At 65.4% G+C, this 20,899-nt stretch carries 22 protein-coding genes and 1 tRNA gene; 7 read left to right on the top strand and 16 right to left on the bottom strand.

The features are described 5' to 3' along the window. Nucleotides 1–10: 10 nt before the first annotated feature. From ACYVF5_RS04820 to ACYVF5_RS04780, 9 genes are all read right to left on the bottom strand, one after another. On the bottom strand, nt 11–349 hold the full coding sequence (locus ACYVF5_RS04820; protein ID WP_460943896.1) for an ArsR/SmtB family transcription factor: 339 nt from the start codon (nt 347–349) through the stop codon (nt 11–13). Between the two features lie 202 nt (nt 350–551). Beyond that, nucleotides 552–1,223, bottom strand: coding sequence for a hypothetical protein (locus tag ACYVF5_RS04815; protein ID WP_460943894.1), 672 nt, complete (start codon nt 1,221–1,223; stop codon nt 552–554). Further along, complete coding sequence (locus tag ACYVF5_RS04810) at nt 1,220–1,678, bottom strand: hypothetical protein (protein WP_460943892.1); 459 nt, start codon at nt 1,676–1,678, stop codon at nt 1,220–1,222. The genes ACYVF5_RS04815 and ACYVF5_RS04810 overlap by 4 nt, the downstream gene beginning before the upstream one ends. 180 nt (nt 1,679–1,858) lie before the next feature. After that, nucleotides 1,859–2,515, bottom strand: a complete 657-nt coding sequence (locus ACYVF5_RS04805; protein WP_460943890.1) for a hypothetical protein — start codon at nt 2,513–2,515, stop codon at nt 1,859–1,861. Between the two features lie 780 nt (nt 2,516–3,295). Next, nucleotides 3,296–3,367: transfer RNA gene (locus ACYVF5_RS04800), tRNA-Arg, on the bottom strand. Between the two features lie 178 nt (nt 3,368–3,545). Continuing rightward, a complete protein-coding gene (locus ACYVF5_RS04795; RefSeq protein ID WP_460943888.1) occupies nt 3,546–4,208 on the bottom strand; it encodes a histidine phosphatase family protein in 663 nt (220 codons plus the stop codon). A gap of 66 nt (nt 4,209–4,274) precedes the next feature. Next, nucleotides 4,275–4,778: an HNH endonuclease gene (locus ACYVF5_RS04790; RefSeq protein WP_460943886.1), complete on the bottom strand. Its 504-nt coding sequence runs from the start codon at nt 4,776–4,778 to the stop codon at nt 4,275–4,277. A 354-nt stretch (nt 4,779–5,132) separates the two neighbouring features. Further along, a complete protein-coding gene (locus tag ACYVF5_RS04785; RefSeq protein ID WP_460943884.1) occupies nt 5,133–5,999 on the bottom strand; it encodes a C40 family peptidase in 867 nt (288 codons plus the stop codon). Between the two features lie 271 nt (nt 6,000–6,270). Then, on the bottom strand, nt 6,271–6,966 hold the full coding sequence (locus ACYVF5_RS04780) for a metal-dependent transcriptional regulator (protein ID WP_460943882.1): 696 nt from the start codon (nt 6,964–6,966) through the stop codon (nt 6,271–6,273). Nucleotides 6,967–7,069: 103 nt separating this feature from the next. Between ACYVF5_RS04780 and serC the strand changes: the two genes are divergently transcribed. After that, nucleotides 7,070–8,182 (top strand): phosphoserine transaminase, encoded by a 1,113-nt coding sequence (serC, locus tag ACYVF5_RS04775; protein WP_460943880.1) that lies wholly within the window; start codon nt 7,070–7,072, stop codon nt 8,180–8,182. Here the strand turns inward: serC and ACYVF5_RS04770 are convergent. Then, nucleotides 8,179–8,976, bottom strand: coding sequence for a DUF3027 domain-containing protein (locus ACYVF5_RS04770; RefSeq protein WP_460943878.1), 798 nt, complete (start codon nt 8,974–8,976; stop codon nt 8,179–8,181). The genes serC and ACYVF5_RS04770 overlap by 4 nt on opposite strands. Next, entirely contained in the window at nt 8,973–9,356 is a 384-nt protein-coding gene (locus ACYVF5_RS04765) for a cold-shock protein (protein ID WP_460943876.1), read from the bottom strand. Before ACYVF5_RS04765 ends, ACYVF5_RS04770 begins: the two co-directional genes overlap by 4 nt. A gap of 167 nt (nt 9,357–9,523) precedes the next feature. Between ACYVF5_RS04765 and ACYVF5_RS04760 the strand changes: the two genes are divergently transcribed. Genes ACYVF5_RS04760 through ACYVF5_RS04750 form a run of 3 tightly spaced genes read left to right on the top strand, consistent with a single transcriptional unit; the run spans nt 9,524 to nt 13,393 of the window. Further along, nucleotides 9,524–9,787 (top strand): multidrug ABC transporter ATPase, encoded by a 264-nt coding sequence (locus ACYVF5_RS04760; RefSeq protein ID WP_460943874.1) that lies wholly within the window; start codon nt 9,524–9,526, stop codon nt 9,785–9,787. Nucleotides 9,788–9,803: 16 nt separating this feature from the next. Continuing rightward, on the top strand, nt 9,804–11,678 hold the full coding sequence (locus ACYVF5_RS04755; RefSeq protein ID WP_460943872.1) for a helicase-associated domain-containing protein: 1,875 nt from the start codon (nt 9,804–9,806) through the stop codon (nt 11,676–11,678). A gap of 47 nt (nt 11,679–11,725) precedes the next feature. Next, nucleotides 11,726–13,393 carry a DNA repair helicase XPB gene (locus ACYVF5_RS04750; protein ID WP_460943870.1) on the top strand — a complete coding sequence of 556 codons (1,668 nt, stop codon included), beginning with the start codon at nt 11,726–11,728 and terminating at the stop codon, nt 13,391–13,393. Nucleotides 13,394–13,521: 128 nt separating this feature from the next. On the opposite strand, the gene ACYVF5_RS04745 is transcribed toward ACYVF5_RS04750, so the two are convergent. Genes ACYVF5_RS04745 through folP form a run of 3 tightly spaced genes read right to left on the bottom strand, consistent with a single transcriptional unit; the run spans nt 13,522 to nt 15,693 of the window. Then, nucleotides 13,522–14,073, bottom strand: a complete 552-nt coding sequence (locus tag ACYVF5_RS04745; RefSeq protein WP_460943868.1) for an MOSC domain-containing protein — start codon at nt 14,071–14,073, stop codon at nt 13,522–13,524. Between the two features lie 44 nt (nt 14,074–14,117). Then, complete coding sequence (locus ACYVF5_RS04740) at nt 14,118–14,882, bottom strand: pyrimidine reductase family protein (protein ID WP_460943866.1); 765 nt, start codon at nt 14,880–14,882, stop codon at nt 14,118–14,120. Nucleotides 14,883–14,886: 4 nt separating this feature from the next. After that, nucleotides 14,887–15,693: a dihydropteroate synthase gene (gene folP, locus ACYVF5_RS04735; RefSeq protein ID WP_460945273.1), complete on the bottom strand. Its 807-nt coding sequence runs from the start codon at nt 15,691–15,693 to the stop codon at nt 14,887–14,889. 199 nt (nt 15,694–15,892) lie between these two features. On the opposite strand from folP, the gene ACYVF5_RS04730 reads away from it, so the two are divergent. The 3 genes from ACYVF5_RS04730 to ACYVF5_RS04720 all read left to right on the top strand — a co-directional run bounded on the left by ACYVF5_RS04730 (nt 15,893) and on the right by ACYVF5_RS04720 (nt 18,691). Beyond that, nucleotides 15,893–16,582, top strand: a complete 690-nt coding sequence (locus ACYVF5_RS04730; protein WP_460943864.1) for a response regulator transcription factor — start codon at nt 15,893–15,895, stop codon at nt 16,580–16,582. Between the two features lie 17 nt (nt 16,583–16,599). Further along, nucleotides 16,600–18,300 (top strand): sensor histidine kinase, encoded by a 1,701-nt coding sequence (locus ACYVF5_RS04725; RefSeq protein ID WP_460943862.1) that lies wholly within the window; start codon nt 16,600–16,602, stop codon nt 18,298–18,300. A 100-nt stretch (nt 18,301–18,400) separates the two neighbouring features. Continuing rightward, the gene (locus tag ACYVF5_RS04720; protein ID WP_460943860.1) at nt 18,401–18,691 is read left to right on the top strand and encodes a WXG100 family type VII secretion target; all 291 of its coding nucleotides are present in this window, start codon (nt 18,401–18,403) and stop codon (nt 18,689–18,691) included. 92 nt (nt 18,692–18,783) lie between these two features. Here ACYVF5_RS04720 and groL read toward each other — a convergent pair whose 3' ends face one another. Both groL and ACYVF5_RS04710 read right to left on the bottom strand, forming a co-directional pair. Then, nucleotides 18,784–20,406, bottom strand: a complete 1,623-nt coding sequence (gene groL, locus ACYVF5_RS04715) for a chaperonin GroEL (protein WP_460943858.1) — start codon at nt 20,404–20,406, stop codon at nt 18,784–18,786. Nucleotides 20,407–20,590: 184 nt separating this feature from the next. Further along, the gene (locus tag ACYVF5_RS04710) at nt 20,591–20,794 is read right to left on the bottom strand and encodes a cold-shock protein (protein WP_460943856.1); all 204 of its coding nucleotides are present in this window, start codon (nt 20,792–20,794) and stop codon (nt 20,591–20,593) included. Nucleotides 20,795–20,899: the final 105 nt, after the last annotated feature.

Here is a 20,899-nt window from a genome sequence, read left to right as displayed (position 1 = left end):
CATTCCCTCATTAGTGTTCGGCCAGGATTTCCTCAATGCGTTGTGAACGCTCACGCCAGAGCTCCTCATACGCGTCGAGAAGCCGGGCGGCCCTGCGAACCGTCACAAGGTTTCCGCGCACGATCTGCTCCCTTCCGCGTCGTTCCTTCGTCACGAGCGCGGCTCGCTCGAGCACCGCCACGTGCTTCTGCACGGCGGCGAAGCTCATGTCGTATCCCGTGGCGAGCACAGAGACGGACTGCTCGCCGACGAGTGCCCTGCTGATGATGTCGCGTCTTGTGGCGTGGGCCAGTGCCTGGAAAACAGCATCCACCTCTGCTTCGCTGAGCTCTTCTGTTTGTGTGTGCATTTCTACAACCATTTGGTTGTACGTTAGCAGGCACCGGAACGCTGCACAAGACCGCAGGCGTTGGGAACGGTTTCTCGTCGCACCAATGATCTTTGCCACGCTGTAGTTGCGAGATCGCTCACACGGTGATCCTGGCGCACGAACTGTGTGGGTGGCATGAGGACGTCGAAGCCCGGCGACCGGCCGTCGTCGGGCGCGGCTGCTATCCGTCCGGCAGCGCGCGCCCCACGCGTGACTCGCAGACGGCGAACAGGAGGAACCCCAGCGGCACGGCACCGACGCTCGATGCGAGCGCGACGCCGGGGTGGAACCATGCGGGGAGGTCGGCGAACAGCTCGCCGCCAGTGAGGACCACGCCGATGAGCAGGACCACCGCCAGCAGGATCCCGCCCACCGCGACCACCGCGCTGCAGTTGGCCAGGAGCCTCCACGCGCGAGCGCGCAGTGCGCCTGGGCCCTCGGGCCGGAACGGCTCCAGGGCTCTGCTCACCTCTGGTGGCCACTGCACGACGAGCGCATCGTCGACGAAATCGGGGTCGTGGGTGGTGTGGCGGAAGGGAACCCTCCGTCCGACCAGGCGACGGCCGCTGCCGGGCATTGACAGCGGGCACGGGACCCTCCGGTGGAGGACCCCGTGGCCCGGCACGTCTGCGCTGATGATGAGTGTGTCGGGACCCTGCACGTCGCCTCCGGGCCCGTCCTCGATCGCGTCGTTGATCGTTCCGACGGTGAGGTGGCCTTCGGCGAGCTGCTCCGCGCTCGGCCGGGGGCGCGGCATCGGCGGCGGGGTGAACTCGCGGGCTATCGCGTCCCTCCGTGCCCGTGTCTGCGGGGTCCGCGCCAGGGCCATCCACTCTTCGGTCTGCTGGTTCATGCCTCGAACCTCCACTTCGAGTCCTCGCGAAGGAACGGCGAACCCGGTGCGGGCTCCAGCGGTCCGCCCTCGCCGCCGATGCGGACGCCATCGAGGACGTAACCGGCGCGCCAGACGTCGTTATGGGCCTCGGTGAGGAACACGACGCTGTCGGCCAGGTCCGGGTCCCGGAAGGCGTAGACCTGCCAGGTGCTCCCCGGCGCGAACCTGTCGATCCAGTTCTCGTCGGGGTGGTCGGCGAGCTGCGCGGAGTGCTTGCAGCCATCGACGCCTCGGTACTTCAGCAGGATCGTGTGGCCCTCGCCGTCGTCGGCGCTGAGGATCACCCGTGCGGTGCGCGGTGTCCGGTCGAGGGCCGGCAGCGGACCGCGCGTCGCGCGGTGCAGATGGATGGACATGCAAGTCAGCACCACCGCGGTGAGGACGACGATCCCGATGCCGATCCACGTCAGCACCGGTCGTCCCCAGTCCGTCCAGGCCAGCCACAGCGCCCCGCCGCCGAACAGTGCGCACCCGCCGAATATCCCGACCGGGCGCCCACTCGTGCCGGATGAGGAACGGCTCCCGGGGCCCGGTGCCGATGAACAGCTTCTCCACGACCCGATCGAGGAGGGGCTCTCTACCCGCTCGTCCCGTCATGCTCGCGTCCCCTTCGTGCTGCCTACCCAACCATCGAACCGCACGTCATACAGATCATCGGGATCGAGGGTGTTGTGCCGGAAGCGGATCGGTCTGCCGACCCAGCGCCGCGGGTACAGCAGGCTGCTGTCTTCGCCCCAGTAGAGCCTGCGGCGGAGGACCACCTCGCCGGGGAGCTCGGCGCTGACGAGGAACTCGTAGGTGGTCTGGTCATCGCCCCCGCCCGGGTGGGTGATGACCTCGTCGAGACAACCGGTGGATGCCTGCCCGTCGGCATAGAGCGCGGTCAGACGCCGGTTTTTCGCGTGCGACCCCAGGATCGCCCCTGCCAGCAGGAAGAGCATCGTGACGCCGATTGTCCCAAAGAGCCCCCAGAACCACGGGGCCTCGCCGTGGATGAGATGCCAGACGGCGAGGCCGACACCGACGAGCGGGCTGGCGAACCCGCAGACTGCGCCGATGAGCTGAAGGCAGAACGACATGGTCTCCCACCGCGACCAGCGCCGGATCTCCGCGCGCGTCTGCGGGGTGCGCGCCCGGTCCTCCCACTCCTCGGTCTGCCGCCTGGCGACGCCGCGGCTGCGCCTGCCGAGGCTGATCGACACCACCCTGCCGTGATCCCGCCACCATCCCTCGCTCTGCGGTCCGGTCACGATGCGCCCTCCTCGCGTCGCGGGCTGATCCTCTGCTCCCTCGCCCACTGACTCCGGCCTTGGCACCTCGCGTGCCCGGTCGAGCCGGGGCAGGGCGACAAGGCAGCGTCCCCCCACACCGCGGCAGGATAGCCCGGCCACTGCGTCGTCGTGCTCTCCTGCACCTCGGCGCTCCCTTCCCATTGAGGGGTCGCCACGATGCGCTGAAGGTGTCAGCCGACCCCGCCGAACTCGTGTCCTTCAGCGGCGGTGGGTGCGACGTCCCCGTCTGTCTGTCCACATTGTCCCATGGCGGGTGCTCCGATCGCAGAAGTGCGTGGCCGAGGTGGGGAGCTGGCGTGCCCGGAAGAGGCGTCGGTGACTCAGTTCGGCTCCACGCTGCGGGTTGAGGTAGCGCGACAGTGCTCGAACCTTGCCCCATCCATACAGTTGGCGGTCTCGTCGCATCGTGCGATCCGTCGTCGGCGCAGGCCAACAGCAGCATCGCCGGGCTCCTCCCGGACGCTCCCGAGCCCCGGTTCCGCGGCTGACGGCAGAGATCTGGACGAGGCAGAGCGCCGGTACAAGGGCGGCGAGATTCTACGGGTGATCGCGAGCGACCTGGGCGTGAGTCGCCAACGACGCGCTGATTTGACGATTTGGCGCATGTTCTTGACGAAACCACGCATCGTGCCTGGGGACGCTCGCGACGACTGGCAGGCGGACACGGCCGCCACAACGCAAGAGTCCGAAGTCCCAACACCATCCATTTGGTCACATGTTGGAACGTCGGACACTAAGTGCCCCTGGAGGGATTCGAACCCCCAACCAACTCCTTAGGACGGAGGTGCTCTTCCGTTGAGCTACAGAGGCTGACCCGTCGAGTTTAGCGGAACTCGACGCATGCGAAACCGCACGCGCCCGCATCTGCGTACACAACTTCGGAGATTCGGCGACCAGACGCCCGTTCTCGGCCCAGGCGCCCACGTGCACTGCCAAGCCTCCGCAGTTGTGTACCGCGTCCGCAGCAACACTGCCGGATTGCGGGCGCCTACGGCATCCTCTCGCCACCGGGACCGGTCGTCGCCGTCGGCTCGTCGACGCGCGGCCCGCCGATGGCCGCTCCGCTCCAGGCCAGAGCATTCCAGCCCGTGACGGGATCGCCTTCGACGACGACGACACCCGTGTTGTGCAAAACGGTCTTCTCGGCGAACCCCGTTGTCACGTTGCGAGCGCGAGCCGCGACCCAGGTACGGATGATCTGGCCGTGCGCCACGAATGCCGCCGCATCCCGTGCGCTCTCGACGGCTTCGGCGACAACCTCGTCGAACCGGCCGAGCGCTTCATACCCGTTCTCGCCGCCGGGCATCCGCCTCTCGAGATCACCGGCAGCCCAGCCGAAGGAGGTCTCGTGGTACTGGAGCACGGAATCCCAGTCCGACTTCATCTCGAGCTCCCCCGCGGCGATCTCACGCAGGCCCTCTCTCACGAGCACCTCGAGCCCGCGCGCACTCGCGAGCGGGGCGGCAGTCAGCTGGGCGCGTTTCTGCACGGATGCGTACAGCAGATCGATGTCGTACTCGGCAAGCGCGGCAGGCACGGCCTCTGCCTGCTCATAACCGAGTTCGGTCAGCCCGGGACCGGGGACCGCTGTATCGAGAGCACCGATCACATTCGAAGGGGTTTGACCGTGCCGCACGAATATCAGGCGCATATCTTCCTTTGCTGTGGAGCCGTCGTTCTATCGTACGGCGCTCCCACCGCACACTCCCTGACAGTGCTAGGCGGCGGCCGACGGCGCGAGGTATCGGTCCCAGCTGGGGGCCGCACGCTCCGCTCCCCGCACGGCCCAGGTGGGGCCGTAGGGCATCCGCGGCGTCAGGCGAAGATTCCAGCCCATCTCGGCCGGGGTCCGGTCGCCCTTGCTGTTGTTGCAGCGCAGGCAGCAGGCGACGAGATTCTCCCAGGAATCAGCACCGCCACGCGAGCGCGGAAGAACATGGTCGATGGTCGCCGCGTGACCACCGCAGTATCCGCAGCGGTTGGCGTCACGTCTCAGCACGCCGCGGCGCGTCACCGGCACGCGTCTCGAATGCGGGATGCGCACATACCTCGTGAGCACGATGACCGACGGCCGGTCATAGATCCCCGCCGAGCCCCAGACCGGGTGGTCGACATCGATCTCGACCACCTGGGCCTTTTGATTCATGACCAGAACCAGGGCCCTGCGGAATGAGACGATCGCAAGCGGTTCATAGCCTGCGTTCAACACGAGTGTGCGCATTGCTGGTTTCCCTCTCGAACAGCCGTTTGGCGTACCGGTAATTCGACGTGCTCATGACCGTGATCGGGCGCAAGGCGCCGGCCAAACAAAAAACGGACACTGTCGAGTGACAGTGTCCGTCGGTGCGCTCGAAGCACACACAGGTTTGGCTGGAATGACGCAGCACGTAGAGACCACGTGAGTCCGTGGTGTGGAGACCGGGTATCTCGTGCATGTGTCCCTTGAGCCGTTTCTAGAAGGTCAGAGCTTCAATCTAATACAAGAACGGCGCACCCTCTGACGAGGGCACGCCGTTCTTGGAACGCGTTACGCAGAATTCATACTGTGTTCGTAAGAACGACGGTCAGAACCCGCTCAGATCCCGATGCGGACGACCCATGACTCAGACTTGTAGTAGATCGGGCTGATCCGCAACGGCACACCCGGCTGCGAGGCGTGGAGCATCATGCCGTCGCCGGCATAGAAGCCGATGTGGCCGGCGCGAACGACCAGGTCACCGGGAACAGCGTCTTCCCAGGCGATGCGGGTGCCCATGTTGCCCTGGGCGGTGGAGGAGTGCGGCAGAGAGATCCCGAACTGGGCATAGACGTACATCACGAAACCGGAGCAGTCGAAGCCAGCGGGCGTTGCGCCGCCGTAGACGTACGGCACACCCTGGTACTGCAGCGCGACCTGGAAGACCTGCTCGAGGCTGAAGCTCGGGTATGGCGGCGCGGCGAGCAGCTCAGAAGCCGTCGGGGTGTCGTCTTCTTCGGCGGCGGTGTAGGTGGCCGCAACGGCTGCACGCTCGGCAGCGGCTTCTGCGGCAGCTCGCGCTGTCGCGAGCTCCTCGGCCGTCGTCGCCGAATACCCGTCGCGACTGACGGCTGAGGCCGTCACATCGCTGTCGACGGTGAGTGACTGGGCGCCTGACTCCTTGAGCACCTGGAGCTCAGAAGACGCCGATGTCTCGTCGGTCGGCGCGAAGGCGTATGCCGGGAGGGCGACGGTGCCGAACAGCGCGGGAACCGCGAGCGCCATGATCACTGTCGACCTGGCATTCCGCACACGCTTCTTCTTGGCGGCGACGACCTGCGGCGACGTCTTGGCGACAGCGGCAGCGGGACGCGTCGATGCGCGATGAGCCGAAGTCCTCAGGCTGCGACGGGTCTGGATCGAAATCTCTTGTGAAGTCGAGTCGTGACCGGGGTCGATCGACTCGGGGCTACCGTTTTCGGCCAAAGTGTGAACCTCCGGCGCCTCGACAGTTCTAGGTAACTGCCCGTCTGCAACAAATTGTTGGGCTCTCGACACAAGGAGACGGGTTGAGCTGAGGCGCCTTATGTCGGGTCCTGCGGCCGGCTTCTGACCTTCGGACTTTACGAGGATACGGGAGGCAACGTGGTTTGTCACATCATTTCGAAGAAAACTAACAAATAGGTAACGGAAAAACTCTGCTCGAACCGTCGCAGCACACCGCGCCCTCAACACAGACGGGCCGGCATCCGCACGGTCACGCGGATGCGAGAAAGATGTGGCCGGCGACTTCGGCCGGAAGCTCGAGCCCGCCCTCGAAACCTTCAACCTCGACAAGAACGTAAGAGCCCGAGGTGGAAAAGGTCGCCGCGTTGCCCGGGAGCACACCAGCCTGCTTGAGCTGAAGCAACAGTTCGGGCTCGACCTGGATGGGCTCGCCTATGCGCCTGATCAAGCCGGTGACCGACCCATTGTTCGCCCTGATGAGCTCGGTCACCCGTGTGACGCCCTGAGCGAAAGAGACAGCAGGCAGATCGCCGAGCTCGTCGAGTCCCGGAATCGGATTGCCGTAGGGCGATTCACGTGGGTGGCCCAGCATCGACACCAGCTTGCGCTCCACCTGCTCGCTCATCACGTGCTCCCAGCGGCAGGCTTCTTCGTGGACGTACTCCCATTCGAGGCCGATCACATCACTGAGCAGGCGCTCGGCGAGGCGGTGCTTTCGCATCACGTGCAGTGCTTTCGAGCGGCCGGCATCGGTCAGCTCGAGGTGACGATCCCCGGAGACGACAACGAGGCCGTCGCGTTCCATACGTCCGACCGTCTGCGAGACCGTCGGACCGGAGTGCCCCAATCTCTCAGAGATCCGGGCGCGCAACGGAACGATGTTCTCTTCTTCGAGTTCAACGATCGTTTTGAGATACATCTCGGTGGTGTCAATCAAGTCAGGCATCGACGTCTCCCCGTGTGATTCTGAGCGGTTCTCACAGCCTAGTGCCGCAGGCTGAGGCTTCCTCCCATAAACGATGTGCCCCGGTGTCTCATAGAATCGGGGCATGCCAGACATCACGATTCCAGACGAGCTCATTCCCGCCGACGGACGATTCGGCTGCGGCCCGTCGAAAATCAGGCCGGAACAGGTTGAGGCGCTGATCAGCGCCGGTTCCCTCCTGCTCGGCACCTCGCACCGCCAGGCTCCCGTGAAAAACCTCGTCGGAGCGACCCGTCGAGGACTCGCCGATCTTTTCCGGCTGCCCGATGGCTATGAGATCGTGCTCGGCAACGGCGGTTCGACAGCGTTCTGGGATGCCGCGTCGTTCGGCCTCATCGAGCGCCGCAGCCAGAACCTCACGTTCGGCGAGTTCGGCCAGAAGTTCGCCAAGGCAGCCGCCGCTCCCTGGCTCCAGGCACCCGACGTGCGGTCTGCGGCCGCCGGTTCACGCAGTGAGGTCGAGGTGACCGCTGGTGTGGACGTCTACGCCTGGCCGCACAATGAGACCTCGACGGGTGTGATGGCACCCGTGAGGCGCGTCTCGGGCGATGAGGGCGCACTCACCGTGGTCGACGCCACGAGCGCCGCCGGCGGAATCGACTTCGACGCCTCTGAGGCCGATGTCTATTACTTCGCCCCGCAGAAGAACCTGGCCTCGGACGGCGGCCTCTGGTGCGCGCTCTTCTCACCGGCCGCCCTGGAACGCGTCGAGCGGATAGCGGCGTCCGACCGCTACATTCCCGAGTTCCTCAGCCTGAAGAACGCCATCGACAACTCCAGGCTCGATCAGACGCTCAACACACCGGCGATCGCCACACTGGTGATGCTGCAGAACCAGCTGGACTGGATCAACGACAACGGAGGCCTCGCGTGGGCATCGGCGCGCACAGCCGAATCGAGCAGTCACCTGTACGAGTGGGCTGAGCGGACCTCGTACACCACGCCGTTCGTGAGCGACTCGGATCATCGCTCCCAGGTCGTCGTCACCATCGACTTCGACGACAGCATCGATGCCGCCGCTGTCGCACACGCGCTCAGGGCGAACGGAATCGTCGACACCGAGCCCTATCGCAAGCTCGGCCGCAACCAGCTGCGCGTCGCGACATTCACCGCCATCGACCCCGATGACGTGCGCCGGCTGACGCAGTCCATCGAGTTCGTCGTCGAGGCGCTCTAGCCCCGAGAGGCGTCGTCGGCCTCAGCGTCGTCGGCCTCAGCGTCGTCGGCCTCAGCGTCGTCGGCCTCAGCAGACGATGAATCCGGCTCGTCGTACGCGGGGTCGCCGTCATCCGGCTCGTCGTCGCTGACGTCGTCTTCGTCCGAGCGGTACTCGTCGAACTCATCGACATCGACGCCGTCGAGATCACCTGCGTGCAGAATCGACCCCACCGCGTAGTCGTCACTGTCGTCGTCGTCAACGTCGTCGTCATCGACCTCGTCGTCCACGACGTCGTCGCCATCGGTCGCCGCGGCCGCGGCGAGCGCACGGGCTTCTGCCTCGGCGGCTTCCTGCGACGCACGGTACTCAGCGAGACGTTCGGACCAGGGAACCCAGTCCGGCGCCACCAGAGCATCGTCGCCCGGCATGAGTTCCGCCTCGAGCACCGTCGGCTCTTCACCCTCGACACGCGCGACCGTCACGGTCCAGTACCAGCCGCGGTACCCGGGCAAGGTGTTCTCGAAGAGCAGCGATACAGCGTTTCCGTCTTCGACGGTGTACCCGGCCGGCGCTCCGACCGTCGACTCGGGCGTGATCTCGAACAGCGCGCCTCTCGCAAGGTCGGCTGCGGCGATCAACACCTCATCCGGAACAGGTTCGGACGTGTCGCCCTGCTCGTCGGCACGGCTGGGCTCCTGCACGGAATCCGGCGGTGTCTCCGCGGTTGTCCCCGTGCTCTCAGCCGTCACCGGCGGCGGCCCGGCCTGCTCGGGTTCGGCCTGCTCGGGTTCCGAGCTCTCGCGCTCGCTCACAGGTCGAGTTCGTCCGCAACACGACGCAGCACCTGAGCGACCTTGCGGCTGTGGGCGTTGTCGGGATAACGGCCCTTGCGCAGATTTCCGCCGATTCCATCGAGCAGCTTCACCAGGTCTTCGACGATGATCGCCATGTCGTCAGCCGGCTTGCGTTTCAGCTTCGCGAGACTCGGCGGCGCGTCGAGCACGCGCACAGACAGTGCCTGTGCTCCGCGCTTTCCATCCGCGATGCCGAACTCGAGCCGGGTTCCCGCCTTGACCGCGGTCACCTCTGCGGGAAGCGCGGAGGCATGCAGAAAGACTTCCTGGCCGTCATCGCTTGCGATGAAACCAAAACCCTTCTCTTCGTCGTAGAACTTAACCTTGCCGGTGGGCATGGGGAAACCTCACTGTGGATAGTCGCGCAGACGGTGATTGAGTTTGTCGAATCCGTCGGGGCGAGTGGTGCGTGCACCCCCGGGGATGTCCCGGTGGTGTGCGAGCAGCGTGCTCACGGCTACCAGCTTATTCGGTCCCGCAGATTTCTGCCGATATCCTGAGGAATGTGATCGAGACAACTCCCGCAGAAGCCAGCCGCATCGAACGCGTCCTGGCGTTTATGCTGCTCGCCGTTGTGCTTCTCTCCGTCGGCTGTTTCATCGCCATGATGGTGGCGACGTCGACGGGCACGGATGCTGCGGGGTTCACGGCCGGCGTGTGGCCTGCCGTTCTGATGCTGCCCATGTTCGGGTTCCCGCTCGCGATCGTGATGCTCATCGCCCTCATCGTGATCGGCGCCGTGCGTCGATCACGCCGCAACCGCCGATAGATCGAGACCCCGCACCGTGACAGACACCCTCGAGCTCGCCGCCCAGCTTCGCGCTCGAGACGACGGTCAGCTCCACGAACTCCTTGCGGTTCGAGGAGTCTCGCCCGATGCACGGGCAGAAGATTTCTTCGACCTGGCCGAGCTTCTGCTCACGGCCCGCAGCATCAGACAGATCTTCGGTCGGCTCGACCGCCTCGGGCTGGCCGTCGTCACGGTTCTCTCTTCTGGCCCGAGAACCATCAACGACATCACCGGCCACCTGCACGAGGTCGCTCCTGCCCTGCACGCGAGCGCTCACGAGGTCGGCCAGCGCGTGCACGAGGCGACAGTCCTCGCGCTGCTCCACGACACCGGGTCCGGACCGGTGGCCTATAACGCGGTGTCCGCAGTGATCGGCGGCATGGGCGCGGCGGCGGACGACGCCCTCCCCACCGCTGATGCCCTGCTCTCGGCCGAACCTCCGCCACTCGAACGAGCTGCAGACGGCCTGTCCGCACAGGCGGACCTCGCCGCGTCAGAGCTCGCCTGGGGCGCCGTGGGGGCCGTGATGGAGATCGTGCTCGATCTCCAGGTGCGTCCGGCCAGGGAACTCGGGCGTGGCGGACTGTCCGCCCCCGATGCGAAGCAACTGGCGCAGGTCACACAGCTTGACCCGGCGGCCGCGGCAACCCATCTCGAACTCGCCGCGAACGCAGGGCTGATTTCCTATGAGAGCCACGGTTGGATGCCGACGGCAGCGTCAGAACGCTGGCTGCGGTCCCCGGCGGCAGAGCGTTGGGCAACGCTGGCGGACGGCTGGCTGGGCTCTCTCACCCCGCAGGTGCGCACGATGCTCGCCCGTCGACCGGATGCCGTCTGGGGCGATGGGCTCGTGCGCTATGCCGAGTGGATGTATCCGGCAGGCGATTCCTGGATTCGGCGAGCGCTCACCAGGGTCACCTCGCAGGCCGATGCGCTCGGCGTCACCGTCTCCGGGCGTGTCGGCACGGCGGGGCTGGCACTTCTCGAGAGCGGGTCAGCGGATGCGTCTGAATCGCTCGCCCGCCATTTTCCGCACGAGGTCGACCGCGTCTATCTTCAGCACGACCTCACCGTCATCGCCCCCGGACCTCTCGTCGCGGCATCCGACCTGCGCCTGCGGTCGATGACACATCTCGAGAGCCGGGCACAGGCGGCCACCTACAGGTTCACCCCCGAGAGCGTGAACCGCGCCCTCGGCGCCGGCGAGACGGCAGGCACGATGCTGTCGTTCCTCGGGGATCTCTCGCTCACCGGCATTCCCCAGCCGGTGGACTATCTCATCAGGCAGGCGGCAGAACGATACGGTCTCGTACGCGTCGGCTCGGTCGGCGTGGCCGATCCAGAGGGGTCAGACCAACGGGAGCGCAGTTACGTTCGGTCGGATGACCCGTCGATCATCGGGCAGATCGCTGTGGACCAGGCCGTCCGGGCGCTCGGGCTCACCCGGAGCGACACGAACAGGCTGATGAGCAGGTTCGAGCACGACGTCGTCTTCTGGACGCTGAGCGACGCCAGGTATCCGGTGGCTGCCGAGGATCGTGACGGCCGCATCATCCAGGTGAAGCGCCGCCGCACGTCACGTCAGTCCGTCGCCGTGCCCGCCCCCGCCCTCGATGAGCTGATCCAGCGTGTGCGGGCGCAGGACACAGCTACCGAAGACGGCGGGTCGGCGTGGATCGCGAAACAACTCGATGTCGCCATCCGCTCGAAGAGCACAGTCGTTGTGACGGTCGCCGTGCCGGGATCAGGTGACGTCACGCTCTCGCTCGAACCGACCGGAATGTCTGGCGGGCGATTGCGCGGCAGAGACAGAGCAGCAGACATCGAGCGCACCCTGCCGTTGTCGAGCATCATTGAGCTGCGAGCATAACCAGTTCGGGGCCGATCACCCCGCTCGCCACTGTAGACTGGACAGTTATGTCTGACGGCCCCCTCATCGTGCAAAGCGACCGCACGGTTCTTCTCGAAGTCGCCCACCCGCTCGCCGAAGACGCCCGGCACGACCTCGCCGTCTTCGCCGAGCTCGAGCGCGCGCCGGAGCACATCCACACCTATCGCATCACCAGGCTCGGGCTCTGGAATGCGCGTGCCGCGGGGCACGACGCCGCCGACATGGTCACCACACTCGAGCGATACTCGAAGTTCGCCATCCCTCCGACGGTCACCCTCGACATCACCGAGACCGTCGGCCGCTACGGCAGGCTCGTCATCGAGCGGAACGATGACACCGACCTGGTGTTGCGCTCCCGTGACGAAGCGGTGCTGACCGAGGTGGCCAATGCGAAGCGCATAGCTCCCCTGCTCATCGGCCACCCGGCACCCGATGTCTATCTCGTGGAGCCCTGGGCTCGAGGGCAGTTGAAACAGGAGCTCGTGAAACTGGGATGGCCCGCAGAGGACCTCGCCGGGTACACCCCCGGAACACCGCACGAGATCGACCTGCGGCAGCACGACTGGAGTCTGCGCACCTATCAGCAGAAGGCCATAGACAACTTCTTCGACGGCGGTTCGGGAGTTGTGGTGCTGCCGTGTGGTGCGGGCAAGACCCTTGTGGGCGCCGGTGCGATGGCGACGGCCAAGACGAACACACTGGTTCTCGTCACCAACACGGTCTCTGCGCGCCAGTGGCGTGACGAGCTGCTGAAGCGCACATCGCTCACCGCCGATGAGATCGGCGAGTACTCCGGCCAGGCCAAAGAGGTCAAGCCGGTCACGATCGCGACCTATCAGATCCTGACGGCGAAGCGGAAGGGCGAGTACGCCCACCTGGCACTGCTCGACGCCATGGACTGGGGACTCGTCATCTATGACGAGGTGCACCTCTTGCCCGCGCCGGTTTTCAAACTGACAGCCGAGCTGCAGGCCAGGCGCCGGCTCGGTCTCACCGCCACGCTCGTTCGTGAAGACGGCAGAGAGGGCGACGTGTTCAGCCTGATCGGCCCGAAGCGCTTCGACGCACCGTGGAAAGAGATCGAAGCCCAGGGCTATATCTCACCGGCGACCTGCTATGAGGTTCGCATCGATCTGCCCCAGGGTGAGCGCCTCTCGTACGCTGCGGCGGCCGATGACGAACGCTATCGGCTGGCGGCCACAGCGCCGGCCAAACTCGATGTTGTGCGCCGACTGGTTCAGAAGCACCGCGGCGAGCGCATTCTCGTGATCGGCCAGTATCTCGACCAGATCGACGAGCTCGCCGACACACTCCATGCTCCCCGGCTCACCGGTGCCACACCCGTCGATGAGCGCGAGCGGCTTTTCCAGGCGTTCAGGGAGGGTCGTGAGCAGGTTCTCGTGGTGTCGAAGGTGGCCAATTTCTCTGTGGACCTTCCCGAGGCGACGGTGGCGATCCAGGTGTCAGGGTCCTTCGGATCCCGGCAGGAAGAAGCGCAGCGACTCGGCAGGCTGCTTCGCCCGAAGGAGTCGGGCCTCTCGGCCAATTTCTACACGCTTGTGGCTCGCGACACGGTCGATCAGGACTTCGCGCAGAACCGGCAGCGTTTTCTGGCCGAGCAGGGTTACAGCTATACGATCCTCGACGCCGAGAGCATCCGGACAGCACCCGAGAGTGTTCGAACAGCACCCTGAGTGTGGGAACGGCCCCGAATGCCGAAAACGGCCTGAATCCGGAAAACGGCTGAGAGAAAGATGCACTCGCCCCGGAGATCGGCGAGGTCCCCCGGCCGTTCCTCGCGCCGTCGGCTCGGCCTCGTGCGTCAGACCGGCTCGAGCGGGCGATGCTCCCCGACCGGGAGCTCCACAGTTATCGTGTCGCCCGCCCGCACCGGTCCGCCCGCGACGACGACGCTCATCACACCGGCAAGACGCCGGATGCCACCCTCTGGCTTTCGAGGCGACAACCGCTTCATCAGCCCGGTTCCGACACCGTCGATCTGCGCACAGGGATTGCGAAGGCCGGTGACCCGCACAACGGCGCTCTGCCCGAGCCGGAGCACCGTGCCCTCCGGGAGCGCAAGCAGGTCGATGCCACGCGTTGTGACGTTCTCGCCGAGCATCCCGGGAGCAACCTCGAAGCCGTCCTCCGCCACCTCGTCGAAGAGCTCCGAGTGAATCAGGTGCACCTGCCGCAGATTGGGCTCGCTCGGATCACGACGCACCCGCGAGCGATGCTGCACGGTCCGGCCGGCGTGAGCATCACCCTCGACGCCGATCCCCTCGAGCAGCGTGATCTCGACAGCTACCGGTTTCGCGAACCCGTGGGCGTCATCTCGCGCGACGGCGACGATCCTTCCCTGCACGGATTCCACTGTACTCGCCTGTGAGCTGCACCGCCTGTCGGGCGCACCCGCCGTCAGCGGCGGGTGTAGCGCAGCAGCAGGGTTCCGTCTTGGGCGACGAGCGTGTGGGCCAGCTCCAGGGCACGCGGCTGTGACAGCTCCCCGGTCACGATCCTCCGCGCGCCGCCGCCCTCGAGGCGGGGGCTCAGGGTCAGGCACAGCTCATCCACGCGATCGGCGGCGAGAAGCGACCCGAACAGCGTCGGTCCGCCCTCACAGTGAACCTGGTTGAGCCCGCGCTCACGGAATGCCGCGACCATGGCATCGAGGTCGACGGTCTCAGCGCCGCAGGCCAGAACATCCGCAACACCGTCGAAGTCGCCGAGACGCTCGACGCGAGCCGTCGTGACGACGACCGGTCGCACAGGAGCCTCGGTGAACACCGACGAGCGCGGGTCGAGATCACCAGAGGCGGTGACGATGGCGAACACCGGTTGGGGAGCAAGCCCACGCTTCTGACGCCAGGCGACCGAGCGCTCGTCGAGCACCATGGCCCCGTACCCCTCTGCTCGCACGGTCCCCGCCCCGACGAGCACAACATCGCCGAGCCTGCGCAGCAGGTCGAACACCCGCTTGTCAGCGGACGAGCCGAGATCACCGGAAAGCCCGTTGTGGGTCGCGGCGCCATCCGCGCTTGAGACGAAGTTCACCCGCAGATGCTCAGATGCCCTGTCTGGCGTCTTATAGAGGTCGAGGATCTCGTCGTCGGTCAGGGGCCCGGACGACGCCGGCCACGACAGGTCGATCCTCACCTCACCGGGCATGTGCTCACCTGGCATGTGCTCACCGGACATTGTGTCGAAGATTCGCCGGCTCCCGCCAGCCCATAACGGCCTCGGTCATGCGGGTGGCCGCGACGGCCGCGCGTACGTCGTGCATACGAATGATTCTCGCACCGTTGGCGATGCACAACACGGCAGCGGCGATCGAGCCCTCGCCCCGATCGTGCTGGGCCCTGTCGATGCTCTCACCGATGAAGTCCTTGTTCGACACGGCCGCGAGCACCGGCAGGCCGATCTCTGCGATCTCGCTCAGGCGACGGGTGATCTCGAGTGAGTGCATCGTGTTCTTGTTGAGGTCGTGCCCGGGGTCGACGATCAGTCGCTCCCGTGAGATCCCCGCCGCTGTCGCGATCTCGACCTTCTGTTCGAGGAACATGCGCACCTCGCGAACCACATCATCGTAGTGCGGTCGGGGCGGAGCGCTTCGGGGAGGCTGAAGGCTGTGGGTGAGCACCAACGTCGCGTCAGAGGCAGCGACCACACCGGCCATCCGCGGATCGAACAGGCCACTCGTGTCATTGATGACGCCGGCGCCGGCATCGATGCACAGGCGAGCCACCTCTGCGTTGAAGGTGTCAACAGAGATGACGGTGTCGCACGCAGCGCCCAGGGCGGCGACGACGGGCACAACCCGGTCGATCTCTTCTGACTCGCTCACGGCCGGACCACGACCGAACGGCACACCCCCCACGTCGACCCAGTCCGCGCCGTCCGCGACAGCCTGCTCCGCGGCCGCGACCGCCCTGTCGAGGGAGAAGGTCGATCCCCTGTCGTGAAACGAGTCGGGCGTTCGATTCACGATGGCCATCACGGCGACCTGACGCGAGAAGTCGAAGGACCGGTCGCCGATCCGTCTCACCTGCGCCTGCCTCGATTCGGTCACGACGGCATCCCTTCCGGTTGATCTGGCGCCAGGCCGACGCCATAGCCACGCTATCCGATCGGCGACGCCACGACCTTCGAGTCACTCTCAGACGAACCACAGGAAACACGCAGATACTGGGCGCATGACTGGACCTCGAATCCTTATCGTCGATGATGAACCGAATATCCGCGACCTGCTCACCACGAGTCTGCGATTCGCGGGATTCGCCGTGCGCGCCGTCGGAAACGGCGCGCAGGCGATCTCGGCTGTCCTCGAAGAGGAGCCCGATCTCATCATCCTGGACGTTATGCTGCCCGATATGAACGGCTTCGGCGTGACCAAGCGCCTTCGGGCCGCGGGATACACGGCGCCCATCCTCTTTCTCACGGCGAAAGACGACACCGAAGACAAGATAACGGGTCTCACCGTCGGTGGAGACGACTACGTCACCAAGCCGTTCAGCCTCGACGAGATCGTCGCCCGCATCAAGGCGATCCTGCGGCGCACGATGCAGGCAGACGAAGACGCGATCATCAGGGCGGGAGAACTGACGATGGACCAGGACACCCACGAGGTTCTCGTCGGTGACACCCCCATCGAGCTCAGCCCGACGGAGTTCAAGCTTCTGCGTTACCTGATGCTGAACCCGAACCGCGTGCTGTCGAAAGCGCAGATTCTCGATCACGTCTGGGAATACGACTTCAACGGAGACGCGGGCATCGTCGAGAGCTACATCTCGTACCTTCGCCGCAAGCTCGACCAGTTCTCGTCCGAACCCCTCATCCAGACCAAACGAGGGTTCGGATACATGCTCAAAACCGCCAAAGCCTAGGCGCGGCGGGCGGCTCGATGCACGACAGACCGAACGAGTGGTGGAACTCGATCTCGCTGCGCACGAAGATCACCGGTGTCACCGTGCTCGTGCTGGCGTTCGGCCTGCTCGTCGCCGGTGTGGGCACCATGGCGATCCTCAAACCGGCGCTCGAGGGGCAACTCGATGCCAGGCTTCAGTCGTTCGCACAGTCGGAGACCTTGACGGGGGCATTGGCGATCGATGAGGAAACCGGCAGGATCACACCCCTCCCCGAGGCGTCCAGGTCGTGGGAGTACCTGGTCGTGATCTACGACCTCGACGGCGAGCGGCTCGACTTGAACTGGCCGCACGTCGACAGGCGGCTTCTTCCGGTGCTGCCGGACGCACTCACCTGGGCAGAGGCGAACGCACGAGGCGGTCATCCGTTCAGCATGCAGAATGCCGCGGGCAACGTCTCATACCGCGCCGTCGCGACCCCCGTCACCGTCGATCTCAACGGGGGCATGGGCGTCGCTCTCGTGGCCGTCTCGACATCGGCGACGGATGCCATCATCGCGACATACCTCACCATCTTCTTCGGTCTCGGGCTCGGCGTCATCATCATCGGCGCCGTGTTGACGCGTGTCCTCGTCACGAGCACCTTCTGGCCGCTTCGCGAGGTCGAGCACACGGCCGCGGCGATCGCAGACGGGGACTTCAGCCAGCGGCTGTCTGTGTCGACGCCGAACACCGAGGTCGGCAGGCTCAACCGCTCGCTGAACACCATGCTCGCCCGGATCGACCGTGCATTCGCCGACCGCGCACGAACGATCGAGCAGATGAGACGATTCGTGGGCGATGCGAGCCATGAGCTCCGCACCCCTCTCGTCACCGTGCGCGGGTATGCAGAGCTCTACCGCATGGGAGCGCTCCAGTCTGCCGATGACGTGGGCCAGGCGATGGAGAGGATCGAGAAGGAAGCCATCAGGATGGGTGGTCTCGTCGAGGACCTGCTCGAACTCGCCAGGCTCGACGAGACCAAACCGTTGCAGCTCGGACCTGTCGACCTGCTGCCCATCGCGAGAGACGCCGCCCTCGACGCCAATGCCCAGGCTCCAGGCCGCACCGTCACCGTTGTGGCGGACAAACCGCCCGCAGACACACCGCCCGCCGGGGCTCTCCCCCTTGACCAGACGGCCAAGCCCGCACGTGACGACTCCGCTCCGACCGGACCGATCGCGTTCGCCGGGGCGACATTCGCCAGGCTCAGGTCACGGCGACGCAAAGGCGATACGGGCGATCAGCCCACCGTCGACCCGCGGCTCATCATGCCGGCCCCCGAGCCGGAGGTGCCCGCCATCGTGCTGGCAGAAGAGAACAAACTCCGACAGGTCGTCACCAACCTCATCGGAAACGCCATGCGGTTCACGCCGGACGACAGCCCGATCGAGATCGGGGTCTCAGCCTCGCGTCGCACGGGAATCGCCACCATCGCGATCATCGATCACGGCGAGGGGGTCCCCCCGCAGATTCGAGAGAAGATCTTTCAGAGGTTCTGGCGCGCCGATTCGTCTCGCACGCGCGAAACCGGCGGAAGCGGTCTGGGCCTGGCGATCGTGTCGTCGATCGTGGCCGCCCACGGCGGAAAGGTCTCGGTCACCGAGACACCGGGCGGCGGGGCGACCTTCAGAGTGGAACTGCCGCTGCTCGACACCTCCCCTGTCGAAGAGTCCTCCACAGGGGAAGTGTCGCTCTGACGTTCTCCACTGGTCTTCTCCCCCGAGGCTCTGCGCTCTGCCGGTCTCATAGCCTCGGGACAGGCCGACGCTCCCTGCGCCGGCAGTAGTGGAGGATCACATGAAGTATCAGGTAGACAGCGACCTCGTCTCGCAAGCGACCGCAACCGTGCGATCGACGATCGCCAACATCGAGAGCGATGTCGATGCACTGCTCAATCAGCTGACGTCGCTGCAGAGCTCATGGACCGGAAACGCCGCGAGCGCGTTCCAGGCCGTGATCTCTGACTGGCGGCAGACGCAGCATCGGGTCGAAGAGAGCCTCGAGAACATCAATCAGGCACTCGCTCGGGCCGGCGAACACTATCGAGAGGCCGAGCGGGTGAACACCGACCTCTTCAGAGTGGGCTGACCGCCACCCGAGATCAGCCACGGCACCGACAGCAGAGGGCGCCTCCGTTCGGAGACGCCCTCTGTTGGTGAAACTGTGTGCCGAGGCGGGACTTAGAAGTCCATGCCGCCTGTCGGGTCTGACGGCATGGCCGGAGCAGACTTCTCGGGCTTGTCGGCGACAACGGCCTCTGTGGTGAGGAACAGGCCGGCGATCGACGCAGCGTTGAGCAGCGCAGAACGGGTGACCTTCACCGGGTCGTTGATGCCGGCGCCCAGCATGTCGACGTACTCGCCGGTCGCGGCGTTGAGGCCGTGACCGATGGGAAGGTTGCGCACCTTCTCGGCGACCACACCCGGCTCGAGACCCGCGTTGAGAGCGATCTGCTTGAGCGGGGCGTCGATGGCGACCTTGACGATGTTCGCCCCGGTCGCTTCGTCACCCTCGAGCGAGAGCTTCGCGAACGCTCCCTTTCCGGCCTGGATCAGCGCAACGCCGCCGCCGGCGACGATGCCCTCTTCGACAGCCGCCTTCGCGTTGCGAACGGCGTCTTCGATGCGGTGCTTGCGCTCCTTGAGCTCGACCTCGGTCGCCGCACCTGCCTTGATGACGGCGACGCCGCCCGCGAGCTTGGCGAGACGCTCCTGCAGCTTCTCACGGTCGTAGTCGCTGTCGGTGTTCTCGATCTCCTTGCGGATCTGAGCGACACGTCCGGCGATCTGCTCGCTGTCACCGGCACCCTCGACGATGGTTGTCTCGTCTTTGGTGATGACGACCTTGCGGGCGCGGCCGAGCAGGTCGAGTGTGGCGTTCTCGAGCTTGAGACCGACCTCTTCGCTGATGACCTGGCCACCGGTGAGGATGGCGATGTCCTGCAGCTGAGCCTTGCGACGGTCGCCGAAGCCCGGCGCCTTGACGGCGACGGACTTGAAGATGCCGCGGATCTTGTTCACCACGAGTGTCGCGAGCGCTTCGCCTTCGACGTCCTCTGCGATGATCAGCAGCTGCTTGCCGGACTGGATGACCTGGTCGACGACGGGAAGCAGGTCCTTGATCGCCGAGATCTTCGAGTTGGCGATGAGGACGTACGGGTCTTCGAAGACCGCTTCCTGACGGTCGGGGTCTGTCACGAAGTATGCCGACAGGTAACCCTTGTCGAAACGCATACCCTCGGTCAGCTCGAGCTCGGTGCCGAACGTGTTCGACTCCTCGACAGTGACGACGCCCTCTTTGCCGACCTTGTCGATGGCCTCGGCGATGATGTCACCGATAACGCTGTCGCCCGCCGAGATCGATGCTGTCGCCGCGATCTCTTCACGGGTCTCGATCTCTTTCGCTGCGCCCACGAGCTCGGTGGTGACGGCCTCAACGGCCTTCTCGATGCCGCGCTTCAGGCTGATGGGGTCTGCGCCGGCTGCGACGTTGCGCAGACCTTCGCGAACCATCGCCTGGGCGAGGACGACTGAGGTGGTCGTGCCGTCACCGGCGACGTCATCGGTCTTCTTCGCGACCTCTTTGACCAGCTCGGCGCCGATCTTCTCGTACGGCTCGTCGAGCTCGATCTCCTTGGCGATCGACACACCGTCGTTCGTGATGGTGGGAGCGCCCCACTTCTTTTCAAGCACGACGTTGCGACCGCGGGGTCCAAGGGTGACCTTGACGGCGTCTGCCAGCGTGTTGAGGCCACGTTCAAGACCGCGACGGGCCTCTTCGTCAAAAGCAATGATTTTTGCCATGTGGTTTTTCGTCCCTCCCGGACGTATCAGACGGAGTTAGCACTCACAGAACGGGAGTGCTAACTCCGATTCTGGCACTCTCCACCTGTGAGTGCAAGCTGGTTCGGCGCTCTCGTTGTGGGTGAAAGAGCAACGCCGCCCACGTCTGTGGACGGCGTTGCTCCAGACGGAGTGGCTGAGATGCTCAGGCGAGCCGAACTGCCTCAGCCTGTGGTCCCTTTGCACCTGTTCCGACGTCGAAAACGACCTGCTGTCCTTCTTCGAGAACCTTGTAGCCGCTCATATCGATGGCCGAGTAGTGCACGAACACATCGTGACCTTCTCCATCAACGGTGATGAACCCGTATCCCTTCTCAGCGTTGAACCACTTCACGGTCCCGTTCGCCATGTGTTACTCCCCATTACTGTGAACTCTCCTGCAGGCGAATGCCGGCCGGGGCCTTCCGCACGAACGCGCGGCCATGATGCTGACGGCCTGGCGCGGGTTTTCGTG

The organism is Okibacterium endophyticum (assembly GCF_054780075.1).
This window is presented reverse-complemented; position numbering and strand designations above follow the sequence as displayed.

Coding starts and splice junctions, on each gene's coding strand:
- ACYVF5_RS04820 (WP_460943896.1), bottom strand. CDS start 349: ATGCACACACAAACAGAAGAGCTCAGCGAAGCAGAGGTGGATGCTGTT.
- ACYVF5_RS04815 (WP_460943894.1), bottom strand. CDS start 1,223: ATGAACCAGCAGACCGAAGAGTGGATGGCCCTGGCGCGGACCCCGCAG.
- ACYVF5_RS04795 (WP_460943888.1), bottom strand. CDS start 4,208: ATGCGCCTGATATTCGTGCGGCACGGTCAAACCCCTTCGAATGTGATC.
- ACYVF5_RS04790 (WP_460943886.1), bottom strand. CDS start 4,778: ATGCGCACACTCGTGTTGAACGCAGGCTATGAACCGCTTGCGATCGTC.
- ACYVF5_RS04780 (WP_460943882.1), bottom strand. CDS start 6,966: ATGCCTGACTTGATTGACACCACCGAGATGTATCTCAAAACGATCGTT.
- serC (WP_460943880.1), top strand. CDS start 7,070: ATGCCAGACATCACGATTCCAGACGAGCTCATTCCCGCCGACGGACGA.
- ACYVF5_RS04765 (WP_460943876.1), bottom strand. CDS start 9,356: ATGCCCACCGGCAAGGTTAAGTTCTACGACGAAGAGAAGGGTTTTGGT.
- ACYVF5_RS04750 (WP_460943870.1), top strand. CDS start 11,726: ATGTCTGACGGCCCCCTCATCGTGCAAAGCGACCGCACGGTTCTTCTC.
- ACYVF5_RS04740 (WP_460943866.1), bottom strand. CDS start 14,882: ATGCCAGGTGAGCACATGCCCGGTGAGGTGAGGATCGACCTGTCGTGG.
- folP (WP_460945273.1), bottom strand. CDS start 15,693: ATGGCCATCGTGAATCGAACGCCCGACTCGTTTCACGACAGGGGATCG.
- ACYVF5_RS04730 (WP_460943864.1), top strand. CDS start 15,893: ATGACTGGACCTCGAATCCTTATCGTCGATGATGAACCGAATATCCGC.
- ACYVF5_RS04725 (WP_460943862.1), top strand. CDS start 16,600: ATGCACGACAGACCGAACGAGTGGTGGAACTCGATCTCGCTGCGCACG.
- ACYVF5_RS04720 (WP_460943860.1), top strand. CDS start 18,401: ATGAAGTATCAGGTAGACAGCGACCTCGTCTCGCAAGCGACCGCAACC.
- groL (WP_460943858.1), bottom strand. CDS start 20,406: ATGGCAAAAATCATTGCTTTTGACGAAGAGGCCCGTCGCGGTCTTGAA.
- ACYVF5_RS04710 (WP_460943856.1), bottom strand. CDS start 20,794: ATGGCGAACGGGACCGTGAAGTGGTTCAACGCTGAGAAGGGATACGGG.